Origin of the sequence: Fibrella rubiginis (assembly GCF_017353185.1) — a bacterium.
GTDB lineage: Bacteria > Bacteroidota > Bacteroidia > Cytophagales > Spirosomataceae > Fibrella > Fibrella rubiginis.
Genome location: NZ_JAFMYV010000001.1, coordinates 498,105 through 522,455, shown reverse-complemented (window position 1 = coordinate 522,455; position 24,351 = coordinate 498,105). Strand labels below are relative to the sequence as shown.

The window sequence follows — 24,351 nt, the reverse complement described above, 5'->3', positions numbered from 1 at the left end:
ACTTTCCTAATTCTCAATTGTGTCTGTAGGAAAGTAGATCCCTCCTACCGTCGGGATGACAAAAGACCAACCGCGTAGCCACCCGCGCCAGCCAACTTTAAACCTTAAACATTAAACTCACCTCACCCCATGCCCATTCCTCCCCTACTTTTTTCCGATGCGGCCCGGTGGGCGGTGGTGCCCAGCATCACGGCCTGGAACCGGCTGGAAGGTCGCCCGCGCGAACAGGACTTTTCGCGGAGCCTGCGGGCCGAAGTGCGCGACCCGCTCTGGTTTTTATGCCGACAGTGGCAGATGGGCGAGTTCGAGGGCGAAGACGCCGGTACCGCCGTAGAAGCCCGGTTCGTGACCGACTCGTCGCGGTTTGAGCAGTACGTTGGCGGTAGTGGCACGCCCGTACCGTATACCGATGCCGTGCCGCTGGAGGTGCAGGTGGAGCAGGAAACCATTCATTTCGACCTGTTTACGCAACTGCAGGTGGGCAAAACGTGGGTGCGGTTGCTGCAGGCCGAGGGGCTGGAAAGCACCATCGCCACGATCTACGTGCCCCGCTGCCCGTTCGTTGCCCCCACTGATCAACTCGAAAAAGACTACCGCGCCAGTCAGCCCGATACCGAGGCATGGCTGAGCCTGACCGAAGGACGCATTCCCAACGGCGAAACCCTGCTCACGGCCATCCGCGACGGCTCGCACGCATCGTGGCTGGGGGTGTTGTCGGGTCCCGACCGGTCGGCGCTGACCGTGCTGGGCAAGCAGCTGGCCAAGCTTTTCGACCGGGTATACAGTCAGCCAGACCCCGTGGCGGGCGATGCATGGTTACCGGAACACCTTGAATACCAGTTCGGTGTGACGCTTAACGAACCTGATGCCCGCGTTTCGCTCGACGCCCGTCAGTATTACGAAGGCCACCTGGACTGGTACTCGTTCGACCGGGGTAACACCCAGTTCAATGGTCTCGCGCCCGCCACCGAACGCACCGTGCTGTCGTACATTCCCACGCCGATTCAGTACTACGGCATGCCCAACCGCCGCTGGTGGACGTTTGAAGACGGGGTTACGAACCTGGGCAACCTCAACACCCAAACCTCAGACCTGGCCACGCTGCTCTTCGCCGAATTTGCCCTGCTGTTCAGCAACGACTGGCACCTGCTCCCCTGCGAACTGCCCGTGGGCACGTTCACCAACCTGGAAGGCATCCTGGTGACGGATGTGTTTGGCGTACAGACGTGGGTCCGTCCGGCGGGGCGCGGCCTGGACGACGACTGGCAGCGATGGTCGATGTTCAACCTCACCACGCTGGCCCCCGACGATACCGCCGACACCCGGTTGCTATTGCCCCCGTCGACCATAAAAACGCAGGACGGCGAGCCGCTGGAAGAACTGCGCTTCATCCGCGACGAGATGGCCAACCTGGTCTGGGGCATCGAAAAGACCGTTTCTACGGACATGGCGCAGGGCGAAGACGGCTACGAGTCCTCGACCCGACTGCTGGCTTACCTCCAACGCATCGGGGCTATCCCCGCCGACGTAATCAAGCCCGCCCCCCCCGACGACCAACCACCCGCGCCGCTGCTGACATACGAGCTAGGCACCACCGTACCGCGCAACTGGATACCGTTTATTCCCGTCAACATCAGTTCAGGCTCACCCCAAATTCGGTTGCAGAAAGCCGCCATGCCCGAGTTCGTTGCCACGCGCTACGGCGACACGGTACCCTCGCGTACGTCGCTACTCGTACCCAGAATTAGCGATAAGCCGCTGTTTATCAATGAAGAAGAAGTACCCCGCGCGGGAACTGTGGTAACGCGGCAGTTTAACCGCACGCGCTGGTATCATGGCAAAACCTTCACCTGGATCGCCAAACGCAAGGAAGCCGGTCGCGGCGAAGGCAGCAGCGGCCTGCAGTTCGATCAGGTTGGGAGTTAGTGTTGCAGGTTTAACGTTGAACGTTAGACGTTAAACCTGCAACTTTCCCTTAAGTAAAGCCCCTGCCCCGTTGCCTTTATCAGCCATGAATTCGAGTTCTCCCAGCACTATGCGCTGGCGCATTGTGGCTCTGTTGTTTATTGCTACCACCATCAATTACATCGACCGGCAGGTGCTGTCATTCACAATGACCGACGAGCTGTTCCGGAAAGAAATGCTCGGACTTTCGGTGACGGACGTGCTTACGCAGGAACGGATTGACCAGTTTCGGGTGGAGTACAGCAAAGTCGATTCAGCGTTTAAGTTTGCCTACGCCATCGGGTTCCTGTTTCTCGGCTGGCTCATCGACCGCATCGGAACAAGGCGGGGGTTTTCGCTGGGTATTCTGGTCTGGAGTGTTGCCGCCGTGGGCACCACCTTTGTGCGTAACCTGACCGGCCTGACCTGGATGCGCGTCATGCTGGGCCTGGGCGAAGCGGCCAACTTTCCGGCGGCCATCAAAAGCATCTCCGAGTGGTTTCCGCGCCGAGAACGGTCGTTTGCCAATGGCCTGTTCAACGCGGGTACCAACGTGGGCATCATCCTCACGGCCCTGGTGGTGCCTCACCTGATCCTGCATTTCGGCTGGCGAAGTTCCTTTTTCATAACGGGTATACTGGGTTTTGCGCTGCTCATTGTCTGGTGGTTTACCTACAGCAAGCCCGAACGCAACCGCCTTGTGTCGCCAAATGAACTGGCCTACATCCGTAGCGACAACGCGCAGGAGCCACCGCTACGGGTGTCGTGGCTCAAGCTGTTATCCTACAAACAAACCTGGGCCTACGCCATAGGCAAGTTCCTTACCGACCCGATCTGGTGGTTCTACATGGCCTGGCTACCCGACTTTTTCAACTCCAACGAGGCCCTCGACCAAAAGCTCGACCTGAAATCGTTCGGCATTCCGTTTCTCATTATCTACGTCGTTTCCGACGCGGGCAGCATCTTCTTTGGCTGGCTTAGCACCCAACTTATGCAGCGCGGCTGGTCGGCCAACCGCGCCCGGAAAACAACCATGCTTATTTGCGCTCTCTGCGTGGTGCCTATTATGTATGCGGCCAAAACCAATAGCCTCACCGTAGCCATCGCACTTATTTCGCTGGCTACGGCAGCGCATCAGGGCTGGTCGGCCAACATCTACACCTTTGCTTCTGACCTGTTTCCCAAGACCGTCACCGCCTCCATCACCAGTATTGGCGGCATGTTTGGGGCCGTGGGGGGCATTTTACTGGCCCGCTACTCCGGCGACATCATCAACGCGACGGGCTATTTTCCGCTGTTTGTCATCGCCGCCTGCGCTTATGGGCTGGCCCTGCTGCTGATTCACGTTGTACTGCCCAAACTTGAGCCCGTCACCCTCGACGAACTAAGTTAAAGCGAACTGCCAACGTAGTAGTAAAGGGGCTTTTTGTCGTCTTGACTAAACCACTCCCTATTTATCCAACCGGGTAGAATATCCTTTATCGCCGGGTTGTTCTAACTTGCCGGTTTTACCGGTCTATTCTTCCGTCCATGAATCTATTGTCTGCTTCGTTAAGCCGCGCTGCATCGCCTGCCACTACCTCTCTGCCCGAACGGGTGTTGCAATTTGGTACCGGTGTACTGTTGCGCGGCCTGCCCGACTACCTCATTCAGCGAGCCAACGAGCAGGGGGTCTTCAACGGCTCTATCGTGGTGGTAAAATCGACGGGCAACGATGTAAGCGAGTTCACGGCGCAGGACAATCTGTACACGGTCTGGTCGCGGGGGATTGAAAACGGAGGGGAAATCGACCAGAAAACGGTCGTTTCGGCTATCAGCCGGGTATTGGCCGCGCCTACCCAATGGGCCGATGTGCTGGCACTGGCCCGGAAACCGTCACTTCAGGTGATCATCTCGAACACCACCGAGGTAGGACTGACGTATGTGGAAGAAAGCGTTTTCGAGATGCCACCGCGCTCCTTCCCGGCCAAGCTGACGGCCTTTTTATACGAACGTTTCAAGAGCGCCGGTGGCTCACGGAAGATGGGGCTGGTGGTAATCCCCACCGAACTGCTGCCCGACAATGGCCTCCGCCTGCGCGACGCCGTGGAGCGCGTAGCCAAGCATAATGAGCTGGGCAAGCTCTTTACCAAATGGCTTAAATTCCACGTTCGCTTCTGTAACTCGCTGGTTGACAGAATCGTAACGGGCAGGCCCGACGACGAAACGATGGAAGCCTTCGCCGCCGAAACGGGCTATACCGACGAACTGCTCACCGCCACGGAGCCGTATCATCTCTGGGCCATCGAGGGCGACGACCGGGTACGGTCTATCCTGTCGTTTGCCACAATCAGCCCCGATCAGGTTATCATCGACGAAGACATCAGCTTCTACCGCGAGCGCAAACTCCGGCTGCTCAACGGTACACATACGTTTATGACGCCCCTGAGCTATCTGCTGGGTAACGTGACCGTAGCCGAGGCCATGAACCACCCTACAATGGGGCCATTCATCGAACATCTGCTGCTCGACGACCTGGTGCCCACCGTGCCCTACGATTCCCTGGGCGATGAAGGCCCGGCGGCGGTGCAGTCATTTGCCCACGAGGTGATCGACCGTTTCAAAAACCCGTTCAACGAGCATTTTTTGTTGAATATCAGCCTGCAGCAGACCGCCAAAATGGCCCTGCGCAACGTGCCTACCCTGCTCCGGGCGGTGCAACAGCAAGGCAGTGTGCCCGACCGGATGGCCATCTGCTTTGCCGCCTACCTGCTGTTCATGCGCGTACATCGCCGCACGGAAGAGGGTGAATTTTTAGGCGAAATCAACCTCAAAAAAGGGGCCCTTGTCTACCCCATCCGCGACGAACAGGCAGCCTATTTCATGGCCCAGTGGCTGCACGTTGACCCAACCAAGGCGGGGTCGGTAACGGCACTGGTCACGTCTATCCTGTCGAACACAACGCTCTGGCAAACAGACCTGACTACCCTCCCCGGCTTCAGCAAACAGGTAGCCAGCAACCTCTTCAAAATGCTGAACGAGGGTGTAGAAACCACCTTGAAATAGCTGATTAGTAAGTTACCGGGCGATTGGCTATTCCGTTACGGATTACTTGTTAACCTAGTACGAACTAACGCCATAACCAGTATTGGGGAGATAATTCTTGGATGATGTCAACGATTGAGCGTTCTGAGGCGTATGGGGTGTAGCGACGGCAGGTAGCTGATCACAGAATCATCTCGACATGGAACGTAACGAATTTTTGAAGCGCGGATTTTCCAGCTTACTGGGGCTGGCTGTTCTGACAGCCTGTAAAAACAATGTCGTCGTGGACCCTACCACCGGCGGCACCACAGCAGGTACAGGGTCAACCAACGGCAATTCGGCTAGCAACTGTGCCGTAACACCTTCAGAAACCGAGGGGCCGTTTCCCACCAAAGTGCCGGCTAATTTTGTTCGGCAAGATATCCGCGCCGACCGAACTGGTGTGGTTACCACGATGGCCATTACGATCAAAAACGGGGCAGCCGGTTGCGCGCCTCTGGCTGGGGCTTTTGTCGATGTATGGCACTGCGACAAGGATGGTTACTATTCGGAATATGGGGGTTCGGGCATGCAAAGCCTGAACCTGACAAACGTCGATTTTCTGCGTGGTCGCCAAATCACCGATGCCAGCGGGCTGGTCAATTTCACCACCATTTTTCCAGGCTGGTATTCGGGCCGGGCACCGCACGTGCATGTACACGTATTTAATGCAGCCGGAAAATCACTGTTGGTGACGCAGATTGCGTTTCCCTACGCTGTTACCAATGTGGTGTATACTACGGCGCAGGCAAGCGGCTATACCAAGGGCACACAAGACACTACCAATGAGCGTGATAATGTTTTCAACGACGGTTATGCCAACGAATTAGGCACCGTTACAGGTAGTGTATCAGGTGGTTACTCATTAACGCATACCATCGTGGTGAATGCCTGACACACATTAATGGATAGCCACACGCAGGCCCAACTCTATTTGGCTGATAGGCGGGGAGTTTCCGAGAATGCTGTTTTACGCAGCTTTCACACGTTCAATTTCGGGGCATACACTGCCGAAGGACGCGAACCGTTTGGGTCATTATGTTTGCTCAACGACGATACCCTTTACCCTGGTGCCAGCCTGACCATGCACGCAGAAACGCCCGTTACGGTGCTGCTGCTACCCATCATGGGTGGACTGGAATACCAGTTGGGCGCGGCAGAGCCAGACTTTCTGGAGCCGGGACAGGTTGGGCAACTATCGCTGGCGGCGGGAAAAGCTTATACGGTTAGCAATCCCTACGAAACGGAGGCCATTAACTACCTGCAACTCTGGTTCAACGAACATTCAGTTACCACTAACCCATCCGCTATTCAACCCCCCTTCGACCTGACGGACCAAAACAAGCTGTTTCCCCTGTTACACGGCCAGTCAGCCAATCACGTTTACATTGGGCGATACGGCGGACGGCAGGAAGGTGTTTACAACTTGGCTAATGCTACCAATGGCCTGTTTGTGTTTGTGCTGCAGGGTGTGTTTGAAGTTGCCAACCGGCTGTTACACGCCAAAGACGGTCTCTCGCTACTGGACCCGCAAAACGGCGAAGTCGAGTTCGAGGCGTTGTCGGATGATGCCATTTTGTTACTGGTAAACGTAATGATGCACCAACAGTCAGGCCAATAGGGCTCGCTTACGCCAGTGGCAGCGGGCAAATTGGCTTCGCGCTGTGGTGGCTACGCGCGTCGTGCCCTTCGACAGGCTCAGGGTGACAACGAACTTGAATCAACTCAATTAGTTGCATCAATTGCCCTGTCACCCTGAGCCTGTCGAAGGGCCCGCAGCGCGAAGCCACCACAGCGCGAAGCCACCCTGCATACTACCGTTAGGTTACGCTTTATCTTTTTTGCGGGAGAAGAAGGCCACAACGGCCCAGGTGACTAGTGCTGTGGTGGCTACTTTCTGCACCAGGCCCAGTGGGTTGTGCTTCCACTCAGCTTTCCAACCTTTTTCGGCAAAAATGTTGGGAATGTGACCCTGCTTGAGATCATCGACCAGACCTTCTACCATATTGACGCGGTCGGCCAGCAATAACGGTAGCCAGTGCCCATAGTGCGACTCGCTGTATTTGAACGCAAACCGCCGAAGCTGTCCACTCAGGCCCTGCGGTGCCACCGTCGTACCGAAAACGGCGGGCAGGCTAGGGCGCTCGATGGATTGAAGCACTTCTACATCCTGCGATTGCTGCGCGGGACGTTCCCAGTTGTAGCCGTCGTGTTCCGAATCGGTATGGTGCTTCAGAGGATAGGTAGGGTCATTTTTCGGGTCGGCATCAATGCCCCAACCCGGTATGTGGGTGTATTTTGCTGCTAGGTTTTCCATGGTTGGTTGGCTTTACACACGGGCTGAAGGTGGAATGAGCACAGTCTTGATGCAGTTATCCAGTTTTTCGGAAAAAATGTGGTAGGCATCCGCGATTTCTTCCAGCGGCACCCGGTGCGTGATAATGGCCTTTGGACTAACGCGCCCGCTCTGGATATGGTCAATGAGTTTGGGGAGATGACGCTTCACGGCGGTCTGGTTGGCCCTGATCGTAATGCCTTTGTTTACTACGTTGCCAATGGGTACAAGGTTGTCTGTTGGTCCATACACACCCACCACCGAGACAGTACCCCCTTTCCTGACCGAGTTGATCGCCCAGTGAAGCACAGTAGCTGACCCCGCCTGTAACAGGGTTTTTCGCCCGGTAATGGTTTGCAGCACATTGCCACGAGCCTCGGCACCTACGGCGTCAATGCACACATCGGCGCCGATCCAGTCGGTGAGTTTTTTGATAAACACAACAGGATCATCCATCTCGCGGAAGTTAAACACCTCACACTGAGCATAGTCGCGCACAAACTCAAGGCGGTAGTTGACTTCATCGATCACGATCACCCGACCGGCTCCGAAGAGCCACGAACTCTTGGCGGCCATGATACCTACCGGACCGGCACCGAAAATGACCACCGTATCGCCGGGCTGGATACCACCCATTTCAGCAGCCTGATAGCCCGTTGGGAATACATCAGTTAGCAAAACGGCATCGTCGGGGTCCATGTCGGGCGGTATCACCGTAGGGCCAAAGTTGGCGTAGGGCACCCGCACGTATTCGGCCTGACCGCCGTCATAGCCACCGGCCGTGTGCGAGTAGCCGAAGATACCGCCAACGGCTGTGGCCTGGGCATTTGACTCATGGCAGTTGCCGTAGAGTCCCTGCTGGCAGAAAACGCATTTACCACATGCCACATTGAAAGGTACCAGCACGTGGTCGCCCACTTTCACTTTGTCAACAGCCGGGCCTACCTCTTCGATAATGCCCACAAATTCATGCCCAAACGTAGAGCCCACGCGGGTGTCGGGCACGTTGCCGTTGTAGAGGTGCAGATCGGAGCCACAGATGCAGGAGCGGGTTACGCGCACAATGGCATCTTCAGGATGCTTTATTTCGGGGTAGGGTTTCTGGTCAACCCGTACCCGCCGGGGTCCCCGGTAATTCATGGCTAGCATAGTCGCTTCGTTAGTTTGCTTGTACTACCTAAACTCTATAGGTTTAGTTATTTTATAACGACTATTAGTGAGGCAATGGCTTTTTATTTAGCAGTGCTTCGCGGCAGTAGTGATAAGGTGATGCTACAAAAACCGGCTTTTTAGTTCGGGCGTGGGGATCATGCAGGCGTCTTGTTTGCCAAAGACGCGGTATCGATTGCGGGCCACCAGCCGGTATACGGCATCGCGGATGAACCGGGGCACGATCATCAACCCCCACAGCAGCGACATGGCCCCGCCCATATCCCGCGCTACCCGCAACGCCGCCGTGGACTCGGTATAGAACCGCCCGTCTCTAACGTAGACGAATGAGTCGAACTGGGTGGTAGAGAGGCCAAACTGCTGTAACAAGGTCTGTCCGGCATCAGATTGCAGTGCGGCAAACCGGAACCGCCCCGCCGGGTCATGCCGGATCACAAACTGCACCACGCCGTTGCAGAGGTTACAGACACCGTCGAAGAGGAGAAGATTTGAGTTCAAGGTTTAACATTTCTGGTTGCTGACGCTGCTGGCTACGCGTGCGGTGGCTACGCGCTCTGGGTTGCTGACGCGAGGCCCTTCGACAGGCTCAGGGTGACCACAACCTTGAATCAACCCAAGAACTTGAATCAACGACCCTGTCACCCTGAGCCTGTCGAAGGGCCTCGCGTCAGCAACCCAGAGCGCGTAGCCACCGCACGCGTAGCCAGCCCTAATAATCCACTTCCAGCCCCAGCGCCTGCCGGAGTTGATGGAGGGCGGGGTTCTTGTCGGCGAGGTGGTTGTATTTGTCCTGGGGCGAGTAGAGCATCTTTTTCGTTTCCACCATCACCACTTTGTGCTCAATCTGTAGTTGCCAGTTGCTGACCGCCTGCCGCAGGTAGGCCAGCATATCGGGCAGGAGGCCGGTGAAAAGATCAGCCTGAATGTGGTTGTCCAGCTGAATGCTCACCACAGTATCGTTCAGCAAGAAATCACGGTTGAGCATAATTTGCTCACTGGCATTGTCGGTCTGTTTGTGGCGCAGCACGGCAAACTCACGCCAGGCTTTTTGCAGATCGTCCAACGTAAACGGACGGTTAACCCGTTCTACCGGAGCAACAACCGTTTCGATATCAGCCGCTAACGGGCGCGACCCTATGCCCACCGTCGACCGGAGCTTGCTGGTTACGGGCTGCACAATACCCGGCGCGGGGGCCGACGTGCGGGGCGGCAACGGCGGAATAGCCAGCTTGCCGTTAGTAACGGGCCGGGCCGGAGCCACGGTAGTGGCCAGATCAGGAGCTGGTGTTGTCTGGTAACTGCTCACCGGCTCACTCGTGAACGGCGGCGGGGGTGTGGCGGCGGGCGCTTCGCCCTCGTTGCCGAGCGGTTCGGTCGTGGCAGTGGGAGCAGGCAGTGCTACGGGACTGTCAGCTGCTGGGCTGCCGTTTTTTTTTTCGGCTGTCCCGTTCAGTGCAACGCCCTGGGTAGCGGGATTCGAACCCACCACCCTCGTGTTGGCCGCTGGTTCGGGCAGGGTTTCCCAGTTGAGCAGATCGCGCAGGCTGGCCAGTTTCATCAGCGACAGTTCGGTATGCAGTCGCTGGTCTTTGGCCTGTTTAAAATTCATGTCGCACTGCCCGCCAATGCTCAGCGCCGACAGCAAGAACGACATCGGGGCCGCCGCCGACTGCGTCAGGTACAGCTGCTGTACACGCTCCGTCACCTGCAACAACTGCACCGTAGCGGGATCTTTGCACACCAGCAGATCGCGGAAGTGCCGGTTCAGGCCTACCACAAACTGGTGGGTATCAAAACCTTTACGCAAAATCTCGTCCAGCACCAGCAGACTCTGCGGCAGGTTACCCTGCAGCAACAGATCGGTGAGGCGGAAATAATAATCGTAGTCGAGAATGTGCAGGTTGTCCAGCACCTCGCGGTAGCGCAACGTCCGGTCGGTAGAGAACGTCACGTTCAGATCAAACATGGACAGGGCATCGCGCAGACCACCGTCGGCCTTCTGGGCAATCAGTTCCAGCGATTCAGCGTCGGTACTGACACCCTCTTTCCGGGCAATGTCGGCCAGATGACCGGCCATGTCGGCGGTTTTGATCCGGTTGAAATCGAAGATCTGGCAGCGCGACAAAATCGTGGGCAGAATCTTGTGTTTCTCGGTCGTGGCCAAGATGAAGATGGCGTTACTGGGCGGCTCTTCCAGCGTCTTCAAAAACGCATTGAAAGCCGATGCCGAAAGCATATGAACCTCATCGACAATGTAAATCTTGTATTTAGCATCAGCATGAGTTGGGGCTCTCGCCATTGCATTCAGTTCACGTATGTCATCAACGGAGTTTTTAGAGGCCGCATCAAGCTCAAAAATATTGAACGAGCCGTTTTGCTTAAAACTCAAGCAAGACTTACACTGATCACAGGCTTCGGTCTGCGCTGTGATGTTCGTACAGTTGATCGTCTTGGCCAGAATACGGGCACAAGTGGTTTTGCCCACGCCACGAGGCCCGCAAAACAGGAACGCCGACGCTAACTGATTGGTCCTGATTGCGTTCTTGAGGGTGGTGGTGATGTGGCCCTGCCCCACAACGGTGTCGAAGGTAGCAGGGCGGTATTTCCGGGCGGATACCACAAAATTATCCATACCCAAATATAAGGGATATCGGATTGTGGATTTCGGATTTCGGATTGAACCGACATGAGAGTATGCTTGCGTCAGCCCAATCCGAAATCCGAAATCCACAATCCGCAATCCCTTTACCCCGGCAGGTACAACTCAAACGTGGCACCCCGACCCACTTCACTGCTGGCCCGGATTGCGCCGCCGTGGTTGTCAACTACCCGCTGCACAATGGCAAGGCCAATACCGGTGCCGTCATATTGCGACCTGGCGTGCAGGCGCTGGAATACCTGAAAAATTCGTTCGGCGTATTTCTGATCAAAGCCAATGCCATTGTCTGTTACGCTAATGCATTGATATAAAGGCACTTTGCGAACCACCATGACCTCGGGTGGCAAATCGGTTACGGCAACCAGCCGGCTACGGATTATAACAACGGGCGGCACAGCAGCCTGCCTGAATTTCAGGGCATTGGTAATCAGGTTCTGGAACAACTGCCGCAACTGCGATTCATCTCCCGGTACTGTGGGCAGGTCTATCAGTTGAATGGTGGCTCCCGTTTCGCGGATGGGTATGTCCAGATCGTCGATCACCCGCGATAGCACACCAGACAGCGCAACGGGCTTCATTTCAGCCGGTTTTGCCGACAACCGCGAGTAGGTAAGCAAGTCGTGAATCAGGCTCGACATGCGCCCCGCTGCCGTCTGCATACGCCCGATCATATCACTGCCCATTTCGCCCAGGCCGGGACCAAACCGCGCCTGTAGCACATCGCCGAAGGACTGAATTTTGCGGAGGGGCTCCTGCAAATCGTGGCTGGCTACGTAGGCAAATTGTTGCAGGCTTTCGTTGCTGCGGCGCAGGTCAGTGATCGAATGTTCAAGCTGACGCTGCAATCGTTTCAGGTTGGTATAATCGGCAAACGTGACCAGCACTTCGTTACCCATTTTGGTGGCCATGATGTCGAGCCAGGCGTCAATACCATCAGCATCATAGTGAAAGTCAAACCGTTGCGTTCGTCCTGAGGTATAAGCTTTCCGATAGGTGTCGAACAAACCGTTCTGCTTGTAGTCTGGAAACCAGCGGCTACCCAACTGCCCCGTCAAAGCGGCGGGTTCCTGCCCCACATAGGCCGCCAACTGCCGGTTAGCCAGCCGAAACCGGAAATCGACCACCTCGTTGAGGTCATCGAAAACGGGTTCAAACAAGAAAATCCCTGCCTGCGCCGTGTCGATAACGGTTGTCAGTTCGGCCGCCGACGCCTCAACCGCTTTGTTGGCCCGCTTGATGGGCGACACGTCGGTAAACGTCACAACGAACCCATCGCCGAGCTTTTGGGCAGAAATGTCGAGCCAGAAATCCAGCCCGTCGTGGTTATAGTATACTTCCGTACGGCTCGGATGGCCCGTTTCGGTGGTGTGTTTGTAAAGTTCGAACAGACCAGTTTCTACATTACCGGGAAAGATTGTCAGCAGCTTTTGGCCCATCATCTCGTCGATGGTTTTACCCAGCAAACCAATACAAGCCCGGTTGATGACCATAAATTTAAAGTCAACGATGGTGTTTTGCTGCGCCGGGTCGCGAATGGCTTCAAAGGCAATAATGCCGCTGTCTGAGCTATCCAACACGCTGTTTATCAGCTCCGTTTGGCGTTGATTATCAGCCGCTTGCTGTTCCAACGCGTGTTGTACTTCCTTCAGCAGAGTATAGTCTGTGAACGTAACAATAACCGTATCATCCAGCTTTACACTCTGCACGTCGACCCAGATATCGAACCCATCAATATCGTAGTGTATATCGAACCGCCGAATTTCGTCGGCCAGGTAAGTATGCTTAAAATGACTAAAAACGTCGGTTTCGCGGTAGCTGAGAAACCAGTTCGAAATTGGTTTACCCTGGATAGCGTCGGTCGTTTCGCTCACAAGCTGGGCCATAACCCGGTTGACGGTGGCAAAAGTAAAGTCCATCACCTGCCCCGCTTCATCAAACGTCGGTTTGAGCACTGCGATACCCGTTTGGGCCACGTCGATAATTTGCTGCAGTCTGACGGCGGCCAGTTCAGCGGTTTCACCCGCTTTATGAGCCTCTGTCGTATTTGTTGTGGTGAGCACCAGATGGCTGTCCTGCCGGGTTATCGACACCTCAAACCAGCCATTCAATTGTTCATCTTCATAATAATATTCATTGCGCCGGGGCTTTCCATCGGCCAGCGTTTGGCAGTAAAGAGCAAAAAACCCACCAGCTTTATAACCGGGATAGACTGCGCCCATTGTGTTGCCAATGATGTTCTGCACGTTAATACCAGTCATGTCGCCCAGGGTTTGGTTGGCCGCCACAATACGGAAATCCGTTACCGTCTGCTGGCTGTCGTAGACGGCTTCGAGCAGGATTACCCCATTCAGCGATCCGTCGAGCATGGCCTGCATGAGATTGGCCTGCTTGGTCACCAGTTGATTAGCCTCGCGCAGGGTTGACTCGTCGCGCAGGATGCTGAGTATGCCGCCGTTTAGTTTACTCCGGCGAACGGTATACCAACGGTTAAGGAAGTTATTCCGGTAGCCGAACTCATGGGCAACGCCGGTTGTAAATACCCGGGCGATGGCCTCGAAACCAGTTTCCTGGTTATCCGTTTCCGGAGACAGCGCCTGCCGAAACGTCATACCGGTTTGTACCCGTTGTGCATCTCCGGTCAGGTGGCGCACCTGTTCGTTGATATAGTCTATGCTAAAGTCGATGAGCTGTTGTTGAGCGTCATAAACAGGCTTCATCCAGATTACTCCGTCGGGCAGGGCGTCCAGAATATCGGTTAGCGAAACGTCGAGGAGAGAATCAGGCAACATGGTTGGAATAGCATTGAGCAACGCCCGGGGCTGACACACAGGTCACCATTCAGGCACACGAAGTTAAACCGCTGGCCGGGCCTTTCCAATGGACAACGCAACATTCGAGCCAATTGCCACCGGCGTAAGCGTTGCGTACCTTTGGTTATCCGTTTAAAGACAAACTCATGAACAAAATCTGCTACCAACGCATTGGCTGGCTTTTCTGGCTGTTGATTATCAGCACGTTAACGCCGTCTGTTGCTCAACTCGTTACCACTGTCCCCACCTTTCCCACCGCCGACAAGGAGGTGACGATCATCGTTGACCTGACCAAGTCGACGGATGGGCGAGCCAAGGGGCTGCTGGGCAAGAAAGACGACGTATATCTCTGGTCGGGCGCGGGTTCGACCGAAACCGGCGATGCCTTTCAGTTTCAGCCCCCCAACCAGAAAGATTTTAACGCCCCCTTCGCTCCCGGTGCTATGACGGCGCTGGGTAACGACCGCTGGCAGATCAAGTTTGTGCCCCGCGCCTATTATAACGTACCCGCCAACACGCCCATTCGGCGACTTGGCCTGGTGGTGAAAAGCGGCGACGGGAAGGCGCAGACCGAAGACTTTTTCGTCAAAATCTACGACGCCAAGCTGACCGTAAGCTTCGCCCGCCCAACGGTTAAGCTGCTCTTCGTGGAAACCAACACCAACGTATCGGTGCGGGCCAATGCGTCAGACAAAGCTACGCTGACCCTGACGGTGGACGGGGCCGTAGCCGCCAACGCCGCCAACGCCGACTCGGTGGTGGCGTCGGTGGCCTCTGGCGCGACCATTAACACCTTGCGGAAGGTAGTTGTAACGGCCAAAACCGCTACAGAGACCGCGTCTGACTCATTTTTGCTGTATGTAAAGCCCACACCCACGGTGGCTGCCGTGCCTGCGGGCCTGCGCGACGGCATCAACTATAGCCCCACCGACCCCACGAGTGCAACGCTGGTGCTGTATGCCCCATTGAAAACCTTTGTAAACATCATCAGCGAGCAAAACGACTTCACGCCCACACCTGCTTCGCTCATGAACCGTACGGCCGACGGCACACGCTACTGGCTACCCATCACGGGCCTCACCGCCGGGCAGGAACTCGCTTTTCAATACCTCATCGACGGGCAAATTGCCACCGGCGACCCCTACGGCGACAAGATTCTGGACCGCAACAACGACTCGTTTCTGGCCGCTACCTATGCCGGTCTGAAAGCCTTTCCGACCAAAGCGCAGGGACAAATTGTGTCGGTGTTGCAAACAGGGCAGCCGGCCTACCCCTGGAAAGTAGCCAGCTTTACGCGGCCCAATGCCAAAAACATGGTGGTCTACGAACTACTGGTGCGTGATTTTACCGCCACCCGGCAGTACAAAACCGTTGCCGATTCGTTGCCGTACCTCAAGAGACTGGGCATCAACGCCATTGAGCTCATGCCGATTATGGAGTTTTCGGGCAACGATTCGTGGGGGTACAATCCCACCTATTATTTCGCCCCTGACAAAGCCTACGGCTCGAAAAATGACCTGAAAGCGTTTATCGACAAGTGCCACGAAAACGGTATTGCCGTGATCCTGGACATGGTACTGAACCAGGCTGACTACGAGTTTCCGTACGTGAAAATGTACTGGGATGGCAGCAAACCCAGCGCCGACAGCCCATTTTTTAACCAGCAGGCTACCCACCCGTTCAGCGTCTTTTTCGACTTCAACCACGAGAGCAAAGCCACGCAGGCTTATGTGCAGCGGGTGAATCAGTACTGGCTGCAGGAATACAAATTCGACGGGTACCGGTTCGACCTCTCGAAGGGGTTCACGCAGACACCCAACCCCAACAACGTGGGGGCCTGGGGTAATTACGACGCCAGCCGCGTGGCTATCTGGAAACGTATTTACGACGAAATCCGGGCCTATGATAAATCGGCCTACGTGATTCTGGAACACTTCGCCGACAACAGCGAGGAGAAAGAGCTGGCTAATTACGGTATGCTGTTCTGGGGCAACCATAACTACAATTTCCGCTATTCGGCGCGGGGGGCGGTGAGTAATGCCGGCGACATTAACACCAACTGGATTTCGTACAAAGAGCGCGGCTGGAATAACCCCAACGTGCTGGGATACATGGAAAGCCACGACGAAGAGCGGCTGGTATATGACGTGCTGCAGAATGGCAACTCGTCGGGTACTTACAATACCAAAGACCCCGCCACGGCACTGGAACGGGCTAAACTGGCGGCGGCCCTGTTTCTGCCCGTGCCCGGCCCCAAACTCATCTGGCAGTTTGGGGAATTTGGTTACGACGTCAACATTGACTTTAATGGCCGTACGGGTGCCAAGCCCCTGAAGTGGGAGTATTTGCGTGATGCCAACCGGGCCAAGCTCCTGCGCGTATACCAGGAACTGATCAAGCTGAAGCTGACGCAGCCCGCGTTCCAGACCACCGACTTTGTATATCAGGGCGCCACACCGGTTAAAAGCCTGACCCTCAACGACGCCACCAACCCCGTGGTAGTACTCGGCAACTTCGACGTGCAGGCCAACGTGGTAGCCCTGAGCCTACCCAGGACCGGCACGTGGTACGACTATTTTTCGGGCCAAACGATTGAAGCTGGTGCGGCGCTGAACCTGAAACCCGGTCAGTGGCACATCCTGACCGCCACCAAGCTCCCCACCCCCGAAGCGGGCATTGTGCCGTGGCTTATCACCCCGCCGGTAGACCCCATTCTGGCTACCGAACCTCTCCCGAGCCTGACAATTTCGCCCAACCCCACCGCTGATCTGGCCATGCTGGACTGGAACAATGCCTACCGCGGCCCCATTACGGTGTCGGTCAGTGGCCTGTCGGGGCGGGCATTGCAGACGCAGACGGTAGAGAAAACGGCGCAGGTATTACACCACCCGATCAGCCTGCGCACCCTGCCAACGGGACTGTATCTGATTAAAGTACAGACCGATGCGGGCGTGCTGACACAGAAAGTGTTGAAGGAGTAGACGGGTAGCAAAACCGCTAATGCCATTGCTTAAAAGCAGGGCAGAAGAACTCAATCGGGGTTCTTCTGCCCTGCTTTTTGTATTACCACATCGCCCGCGGCGTTTACACAATAGCCTCAACCTGAGCAGGTTCTTTTTTGCCGATGACCTCCTGGCGGTGCATTACGCCCCATTCGCGGAGGGCCTGAATCACCGTTTCCAGGCTGCGGCTATGGGGAGTCACCTCATATTCTACCGTGATAGGGCGGGTGTTACAAACGGTGCGTGTCACCAGCTTATTCATCTCCAGTTCCTGCAACTCTTTGGAGAGGATGCGCGGCGAAATGCCGATTTCGCGCACCAGCTCCTTGAACCGCCATTTGCGCTGGAGCATGATAGAGAGAATAACGAGCTTCCACTTACCGCCAATCACGTCGAGCGTATCACGCATGGCGCGGTGGGCACCCTGGCATTCGGGAGAAGAAAACGTTTTCATAGCGGTATCCTTTTTGTAACCGGTATCCTTTAGGTAACGAGTCACAAATGTGCCACTTTTTGCCAACAACTTTGTTCTGTTAGTGTAGCAACGGTGCGAAAGCAGGGTTGTTACGCACACGCTTTATTCCAACTTACGCTTTACAACCAACGTTGCATGAACATTTTGCACCTTATCTCCAGCCCTCGTAAATGGGCATCGGCCAGTATCCAATTAGGTAACGCCATTGTTGACCAGCTTCAGAACGCCAACCCCAACAGCACCGTCACGGTGCACGACCTCACAGACAAACCGTTTCCACACCTGGAAGAGGTTCACCTGCAATCGTTCTTCACCCCAACCGAAAACCGCAGCCCGGAGCAGCAGGAAGCCGTTCGTCACTCCGATCAGGCCATTGCTGAGCTACAGGCCGCCGACGCCATTGTGATTGGTGTGCCCGTTTATAACTTCGGCGTTTCGTCGACGCTGAAAGCATGGATCGACCACATCGCCCGCGCGGGTGTTACTTTCCGGTACACCGCCAACGGTCCCGAAGGCTTGATTGAGCCGGGCAAGAAAGTATACCTGGCCGTGGCGAGCGGCGGGATCTTCTCGGAAGGGCCAGGTGCGGCTATCGACTTTGTAGTGCCTTACCTGAAAACTGCTTTGGGTCTGTTGGGCCTTACCGACGTAAGCGTGGTGCGCGTTGAAGGCACGTCTATCCCTGGGCTGAAAGAAACGGCCATGGAAAAAGCCCTGGCCAGTATCAATGTCGAGCAATTGCTGGCGGTATAACTAGTCTGGAAAGCCGTATGTAGTCGCCTTCGGCAGGCAGCCTCTACGCTTGCGTCAGCAACACTACATACGGCTTTCCAGACTATCGACTTACGACTTATATGGAAATTGGTATCGACAGTTTCGCCACCAATGTGCTCGACAACGGCAGTGGCACCATCATCAGCGGCGCGGTCGCCATGGGTCAGTTGCTGGACCGCATTGAACGGGCCGACGAGGTGGGGCTGGATGTCTTTGGCATTGGTGAACACCACCGCGCCGAATTCCTTGACTCGGCACCGGCCGTGATTCTGGCGGCTGCGGCCGCCCGCACCAAACGGATTCGGCTCACCAGCGCCGTTACGGTGCTCAGTGCCGCCGACCCGGTGCGCGTATTTCAGGAATTTGCTACCCTCGATCTGATCGCGCAGGGGCGGGCCGAAATGGTGGTAGGTCGTGGTTCATCCATTGAAGCCTTTCCGCTGTTTGGGTTCGACCTGAACGATTACGATGCCCTCTTTGCCGAAAAACTGGACCTGCTGCTCACCGTTCGCGACCATGAGCAGGTGCGCTGGAAAGGCCAATTCCGGCCAGCCCTGACGGGACAGGGCATTTACCCCCGGCCCATGCAAAACCCGCTACCGATCTGGCTGGGCGTAGGTGGCACGCCGGCCTCGTTTGTGCGGGCCGGTACGCTGGGCCTGCCCCTGATGGTGGCCATTATTGGCGGCGATACCCACCGTTTTCGCCCCCTTGTTGACCTGTATCGCGAAGCCGGTCGCCGGGCGGGGCACGCCCCAGAGCAGCTACAGGTGGGGTTGCATTCGCTAGGGTACGTAGCCGAAACAAGCGAAGAAGCCATAGAATCGTCATTTCCGGGCTATGAACGCACCTTCAATAAACGGTCGCGTGAGCGTGGTGGGCCACCCGTTTCGCGGGCAGCGTTCAACGCCCAACTGGGTCCGTTGGGGGCGTTGCTGATTGGTAATCCGGAGGAAGTAGCGCAAAAAATTATCCGCCACAGCGAGGCCCTGGGGGGCATTTCGCGCGTGACGTTCCAGCTCGACGTGGCCAGCCAACCCCACGAAAAACTCATGCACGCCATTGACCTGCTGGGTACGCGGGTGGCACCGTTGCTACGGTGACTGGCTGCGCTGACACCGAACAACCTGTTGTCCGGTTCCGATCAAGTAACAGAACCAAAAACGCCCTCCTTAGCCCAGAAATGGGCTTTTTTTATACCTAGCATATGGCTTGCGCGTAGGGCAACTGCACCAGATTGGCACTATATTTATCTCGCCCGATGGCGAAACTAAATCCGCCACGACGCCCTACCCTGTAGCCGATCCGCTAGGGTTAGAATACCCCGAAATAGGGGGTACAACCCATTTTGCTGGCTTAGCAGTCGCTGCTGCGGTACGACTTACGCTTCGTCCAGCACGGGTACGTGGTTGAGGTCAAGTTCGCCTTCCCACTTGGCTACTACGCTGGTAGCGACGGCGTTACCCATCACCGACGTGGCCGAGCGGCCCATGTCGAGGAAAGGGTCGATACCCAGGATCAGGGCCAAGCCTTCCACGGGCAGGTTGAACTGCGAGAGCGTGCCGGCAATGACCACAAGCGAGGCCCGCGGTACGCCGGCAATGCCTTTGGAGGTAATCATGAGCGTGAGCAGCATAAAAATTTGCTGTTGCAACGTCAGCGGCACGCCGTAAGCCTGGGCAATGAACCCCGTGGCGAAGGTCATGTACATCATCGACCCGTCGAGGTTGAACGAATAGCCCAGCGGTAAGACAAACCCGATGATGCGGTTGGAGATACCGAAATTCTCCAGAATCTTGATCTGCTGCGGCAACGAGGCCTCTGACGAGGCCGTACTGAACGACAGCAACAGCGCGTCTTTCATGGCTTTCAGCAACCGGAAAAACGGAATGCCCATGACCGTACAAATGGCCAGCAGCACTACAAAAATGAAGAAGATCAGCCCGCCGTAGAAGCACAGCAGCAGGTAGGCATACGACACCAGAATGCTCAGCCCCTTGCTGGCTACCACCGCCGCCATGGCGCCCAACACGGCAAACGGTGCCAGTTGCATGACGTAGCCCACCATTTTGAAAACCAGTTCGCTCAGCGCGTCCAGTGCTTTCAAAATCGACTTACCCTTATCACCGATGGCACCGAGCGCCACACCAAAAAATAGCGAAAACACCACGATCTGGAGGATTTCGTTCTCGGCCAGTGCCCGGAACGCCGAATCGGGGAAAATGTGCAGAATGAAATCTTCGAGCGAATTAAGCTTCTTCCCCTCAATGCCGAGCGACGTACCCGCCGCCGGACGGGGCCAGCTTTGGATGCTGCCCGGCTTGGTAATATTAACCACCACCAGCCCAATAATGAGTGACAGGATAGTGGCGAAGTAGAAATAGCCCAGCGTTTTGATGCCGATACGGCCCACGACTTTAAAATCACCGAGTTTGGCAATGCCCACCACCAGCGTAGAGAACACCAGCGGCCCGATGATCATCTTGATGAGTTTCAGGAAGACCTTGCTGAACAGTTGCAGCTTGGCCCCGTAGGCGGTGGCTTCTTCGGGCGAAAACGTGCTGTTGAGCACCTGCCCAATGAGTACGCCCAGCACAAAGCCGATAACGATTTTGGTAGTAATGGTGAGTTTCATGCGGGTAAATATAGCACCGGCCCTTTACTCCATGGCCTGATACACCGCCATGCGGAATTTGCGAACGAATTCGCTGTAATGGGCGTAGGGGTGTACGTTGGTGAAAACGAGCATAATTACGTTTTCAGTAGGGTCAACGGTGTATTCCGAGCAGTACATGCCGCCCCAGGTATATGACCCCGGCGAGGCCTGATCGCCATAGTGGCTATTAGCCGTAATGAGTTGTAGACCAAGGCCAAATTTGTCCTGCCGGTCCCACACGGTGCCTTCGCCAATCTGGTTGCGCACCATCATCTCTACGGTTTTGCGCCCCAGAATATGCCTGCCGTTGAACTCGCCGCCGTTGAGCAGCATCTGGCAAAATTTGGCGTAATCCTCAACCGTACTTACTAGCCCCGCCCCACCCGAAAAGTACGTTTTCCCACCCGACACCGCGAACTTCCGATACACGTCGTTGGTATGCACCGTCAGCGGACCATCGGCCTCTTTCGAGTACAGTTCCACCAGCCGGGCGGCTTTGTTGGCGGGCAGGTAGAAGTGGGTATCTTTCATGCCGAGCGGCTCAAGCACCCGCTTGCGCATGGCTACGTCGAGGGGGTCGCCGGAAAGGATTTCCACCAGCCGCCCAATGATGTCGGTGTTGAGGCCGTAGACAAATCCGTCGCCGGGATCTTTCAGCAGGGGCCGTTTGGCTAGTTTGTTTACTACGTCTTCGAGCCTGTCCGCCTCCAGCGACGCAAAAAACGGCACTTTAAATTCGGGTCGTTGATCCAGCGGGTGTTCGTAGGGGATCCCGGCATTGTGGGCCAATAGTTCGCGGATGGTAATGCCTGTTTTGGCCGGGCGGGTTTCGTAAGAACCTTTGGCGGGGTCGTTTTTGTCGTAGCTGACCAGCACCGTAGGGCTTTTGAACGCCGGAATGTACTTGGCAATGGGGTCGTCGAGCAGGAATTTCTGTTCTTCCAGCAGGGTCAGCAACGTGGCGGTGGTAATGGCTTTTGACTGCGAGGCGATCCGGTAAATATCGGTGGTACGAGATGGAATGCGCTTGGCTACGTTGCTGTATCCGTAGGCTTTATGATGCACAATCACGCCGTTGCGCGCCACGAGTGCCACCGCGTTCGGCGCAATACCTTTGTCGACAAACCCCTGCAAGAGACTGTCGAGCCGTTGCAGCCGCTGCGCCGAAAACCCCTGTTTCGCCACCGACGATGTAGAATAGAACTGCTGTGGTTTGCCGCTTGTGGCTGGCGAAGGTCCGGGTTGAGCCAGCAGCGACGACGATAGTAAACAGAGGCAGAGGGTTTTGTGCATAGTGGGTAAAAAAGGAATCGTCGGCCAAAATCTACGCCTGCCAGTCCCAGACCACCACGGTCCAGGATTCATCGGCGGCGGGTTCATGAAAGGTGTGTACCGCCCGGAAGCCTACCCGTTCGTGTGCCCGCATAGACCGCGTGTTGCGGGACGAAATATCGGTGATAAACAGGCGATACCGATCCTGAAACAGGCTTTTATGGTGGGCATACATCGCGTCGAAAATACCCTGTCCCCGGTACCCCTCCCCTACGCACACCTGCCCCACCACATAGTACGGGTATTCGCCCAGCGGCTTGCCCTGGTAATCAATCGTGTCGATGAGTTGAAACAGACTCTCCAGTTCAGGAATATGGGCGCGAACGGCGGGCAGGGTCGTAATGGCGTAGCCCACCACCTCGTCGCCGTCTTTGGCAATGACGCTCGGCGCTGCCTCGTGCATCCGTTTGATCTGCTCAAACGTGTACAACAGCGTGACAAACCCCTGCTCCTGCTGCACTGCCAGCGGTACATTTTTGACCTGATTACGCCGTTGCAGCGCCAGCAGCCCGCGCAGGTCGTCGTCAGTTTGGGTCGTGGTAATAGTTACGGGCATGGGCGGGTGAGTTTGACGTTTCAAGTCTAAAGTCCAAGGTTTAAAGTTGTTCGCGCTCTGTAAATAATACGCGAAGCAACTTTAAACCTTGGACTTTAGACTTGAAACTTTTTTTTCTCACACCCCGCCAAAAACGCCGGGTCAATCTCGGCACCAATACCGGGGGTGTCAGGCAGGGTGATGAGGTAGCCGTCATAAACGATGCCACCCAGCACGGGGTCTTCGGCGTGTTCAAAACAGGCGTCCAGGTCCAAGAAACGTACATTTTGTTTCGCCGACGCGAAATGGGCATTGGCCGTTAAGGCCAGCCGCGACTCCGACATGCAGCCCAGCATACAGGCCATACCCGCCGCCTCGGCAATGGCGTTGATCTTCAGCGCTTCCAAAATACCTCCACTTTTCGAGAGCTTGATGTTGAAGTAATCCACGGCGTCTTCGCGCACCAGCCGCAGGGCATCGGTCGCGTCGAACAGCGATTCGTCGGCCATGATGGGTACGTTGACGGATTGCCGCAGGCTGCGCAAACCGGCAATGTCGGTACGGCGCAGGGGCTGTTCGCAATACTGCACGTTCCAGTCGCCGATGGCCCCGAGCACGGTGCGGGCAGTGGGCACGTCCCAGCCCTGATTGGCGTCGAGGCGGATGGGCGTTTCGTAGCGGATGGCCTGCCGGATCATCGCCAGCCTATCAAGGTCGGCCTGGGCGGTGGTGCCTACTTTGATTTTGATGGCTTCGGCCCCGTTGGCTTCAATGCGGCGGGCATCGTCGGCCATGCGTTCGGGGTCGTTGAGGTAGATCGTTTCGTCGGTGACGAGGGTGCGGTTGCTGCCGCCGAGGTACTGATACAGCGGCATGTTGGCCCGTTTGGCGGCGAGGTCATAGAGGGCCATATCAAACGCCGAGCGGGTGGTGGGGTGGCCGGGCAGATACCGCAGCAGCGTGGCCATACACCCCTCAATATCAAGCGGATCACGATTCAAGAGCAGCCGTGCCATGTCCTGCGCCGCCGCCAGCCCCGACGCCTGCGTTTCGCCCACGATCATCCAAAACGGCGACCCTTCGCCCCAGCCCGTCAGTCCTTCGTCGGTGTCGATCTGCACGAGCATGTTCCGCGCCGCGTCGATGGTACCGAGCGAAATGGTGATGGGTGCCTTCAGCGAAATGTTATATTGGTAGAGCGTTACGCCGGTAATTTTCATAGCCGCAAAATACGCATGAACTACGAACCGTCTGGTAAGGGTCTTGAACTAGGTCTAATTAAGCTACAAAATCACCTGAGGCTTTGGACATCATGCAATCGAAAACGGCCCGCTAGGCCTTCATCGACCCCAACTTATCGGCCGGATTCGTGTGACATTAGAGCAATAGCCACTCCTTATAATCTATCTTGGGCAGATTGGTCAACAGCTCCTGATAGAGATAGTCAGTGCTGTTCAGTGCGCGGACATGGCAGGTAGCACCAAACTGGTATTTAACCAGATTAAAAGTGGACTGAAGGTCCTTGCCCACCAGATCATATGAGTTGTAATTCCAGCAAATGGTGCGTCAAGATGCGAGAAGTACGCCGGAAACTAG

At 56.0% G+C, this 24,351-nt stretch carries 18 protein-coding genes; 8 read left to right on the top strand and 10 right to left on the bottom strand.

All coding sequences use genetic code 11. From position 1 onward, the window contains the following. Positions 1-129 precede the first annotated feature (129 nt). The 5 genes from J2I47_RS02035 (at position 130) to J2I47_RS02015 (ending at position 6,628) form a co-directional block, all read left to right on the top strand. Complete coding sequence (locus J2I47_RS02035) at positions 130-1,926, top strand: hypothetical protein (RefSeq protein WP_207362877.1); 1,797 nt, start codon at positions 130-132, stop codon at positions 1,924-1,926. A gap of 85 nt (positions 1,927-2,011) precedes the next feature. After that, complete coding sequence (locus tag J2I47_RS02030; protein ID WP_207362876.1) at positions 2,012-3,337, top strand: MFS transporter; 1,326 nt, start codon at positions 2,012-2,014, stop codon at positions 3,335-3,337. A 137-nt stretch (positions 3,338-3,474) separates the two neighbouring features. Further along, the gene (locus J2I47_RS02025) at positions 3,475-4,989 is read left to right on the top strand and encodes a tagaturonate reductase (protein WP_207362875.1); all 1,515 of its coding nucleotides are present in this window, start codon (positions 3,475-3,477) and stop codon (positions 4,987-4,989) included. Between the two features lie 178 nt (positions 4,990-5,167). After that, entirely contained in the window at positions 5,168-5,902 is a 735-nt protein-coding gene (locus tag J2I47_RS02020) for a dioxygenase family protein (protein WP_207362874.1), read from the top strand. Between the two features lie 9 nt (positions 5,903-5,911). Next, positions 5,912-6,628 (top strand): pirin family protein, encoded by a 717-nt coding sequence (locus J2I47_RS02015; RefSeq protein WP_207362873.1) that lies wholly within the window; start codon positions 5,912-5,914, stop codon positions 6,626-6,628. Between the two features lie 204 nt (positions 6,629-6,832). Here the strand turns inward: J2I47_RS02015 and J2I47_RS02010 are convergent, their stop codons facing one another. The 5 genes from J2I47_RS02010 to J2I47_RS01990 form a co-directional block, all read right to left on the bottom strand. Continuing rightward, the gene (locus tag J2I47_RS02010) at positions 6,833-7,324 is read right to left on the bottom strand and encodes a hypothetical protein (RefSeq protein ID WP_207362872.1); all 492 of its coding nucleotides are present in this window, start codon (positions 7,322-7,324) and stop codon (positions 6,833-6,835) included. Between the two features lie 12 nt (positions 7,325-7,336). Then, positions 7,337-8,491, bottom strand: a complete 1,155-nt coding sequence (locus tag J2I47_RS02005; protein WP_207362871.1) for a zinc-dependent alcohol dehydrogenase — start codon at positions 8,489-8,491, stop codon at positions 7,337-7,339. Between the two features lie 123 nt (positions 8,492-8,614). Continuing rightward, positions 8,615-9,010 carry a thiol-disulfide oxidoreductase DCC family protein gene (locus J2I47_RS02000; RefSeq protein ID WP_207362870.1) on the bottom strand — a complete coding sequence of 132 codons (396 nt, stop codon included), beginning with the start codon at positions 9,008-9,010 and terminating at the stop codon, positions 8,615-8,617. A gap of 211 nt (positions 9,011-9,221) precedes the next feature. Then, positions 9,222-11,144: a DNA polymerase III subunit gamma/tau gene (locus J2I47_RS01995; RefSeq protein WP_207362869.1), complete on the bottom strand. Its 1,923-nt coding sequence runs from the start codon at positions 11,142-11,144 to the stop codon at positions 9,222-9,224. 113 nt (positions 11,145-11,257) lie between these two features. Beyond that, positions 11,258-13,960 carry an ATP-binding protein gene (locus tag J2I47_RS01990; RefSeq protein ID WP_229374205.1) on the bottom strand — a complete coding sequence of 901 codons (2,703 nt, stop codon included), beginning with the start codon at positions 13,958-13,960 and terminating at the stop codon, positions 11,258-11,260. Between the two features lie 167 nt (positions 13,961-14,127). On the opposite strand from J2I47_RS01990, the gene J2I47_RS01985 reads away from it, so the two are divergent. After that, on the top strand, positions 14,128-16,962 hold the full coding sequence (locus J2I47_RS01985; protein ID WP_207362868.1) for an alpha-amylase family glycosyl hydrolase: 2,835 nt from the start codon (positions 14,128-14,130) through the stop codon (positions 16,960-16,962). A gap of 103 nt (positions 16,963-17,065) precedes the next feature. On the opposite strand, the gene J2I47_RS01980 is transcribed toward J2I47_RS01985, so the two are convergent. Then, a complete protein-coding gene (locus J2I47_RS01980) occupies positions 17,066-17,437 on the bottom strand; it encodes a winged helix-turn-helix transcriptional regulator (RefSeq protein WP_207362867.1) in 372 nt (123 codons plus the stop codon). Positions 17,438-17,593: 156 nt separating this feature from the next. On the opposite strand from J2I47_RS01980, the gene J2I47_RS01975 reads away from it, so the two are divergent. Both J2I47_RS01975 and J2I47_RS01970 read left to right on the top strand, forming a co-directional pair. Then, the gene (locus J2I47_RS01975; RefSeq protein ID WP_207362866.1) at positions 17,594-18,211 is read left to right on the top strand and encodes an FMN-dependent NADH-azoreductase; all 618 of its coding nucleotides are present in this window, start codon (positions 17,594-17,596) and stop codon (positions 18,209-18,211) included. Positions 18,212-18,312: 101 nt separating this feature from the next. After that, complete coding sequence (locus J2I47_RS01970) at positions 18,313-19,335, top strand: LLM class flavin-dependent oxidoreductase (RefSeq protein ID WP_207362865.1); 1,023 nt, start codon at positions 18,313-18,315, stop codon at positions 19,333-19,335. Positions 19,336-19,613: 278 nt separating this feature from the next. Here J2I47_RS01970 and J2I47_RS01965 read toward each other — a convergent pair whose 3' ends face one another. From J2I47_RS01965 to J2I47_RS01950, 4 genes are all read right to left on the bottom strand, one after another. After that, positions 19,614-20,867: a dicarboxylate/amino acid:cation symporter gene (locus J2I47_RS01965; RefSeq protein ID WP_207362864.1), complete on the bottom strand. Its 1,254-nt coding sequence runs from the start codon at positions 20,865-20,867 to the stop codon at positions 19,614-19,616. Positions 20,868-20,891: 24 nt separating this feature from the next. Next, positions 20,892-22,181, bottom strand: coding sequence for a serine hydrolase domain-containing protein (locus J2I47_RS01960; RefSeq protein ID WP_207362863.1), 1,290 nt, complete (start codon positions 22,179-22,181; stop codon positions 20,892-20,894). A gap of 31 nt (positions 22,182-22,212) precedes the next feature. Further along, positions 22,213-22,776, bottom strand: a complete 564-nt coding sequence (locus J2I47_RS01955; RefSeq protein ID WP_207362862.1) for a GNAT family N-acetyltransferase — start codon at positions 22,774-22,776, stop codon at positions 22,213-22,215. 95 nt (positions 22,777-22,871) lie between these two features. Then, positions 22,872-23,975: a mandelate racemase/muconate lactonizing enzyme family protein gene (locus tag J2I47_RS01950; protein WP_207362861.1), complete on the bottom strand. Its 1,104-nt coding sequence runs from the start codon at positions 23,973-23,975 to the stop codon at positions 22,872-22,874. Positions 23,976-24,351 lie beyond the last annotated feature (376 nt).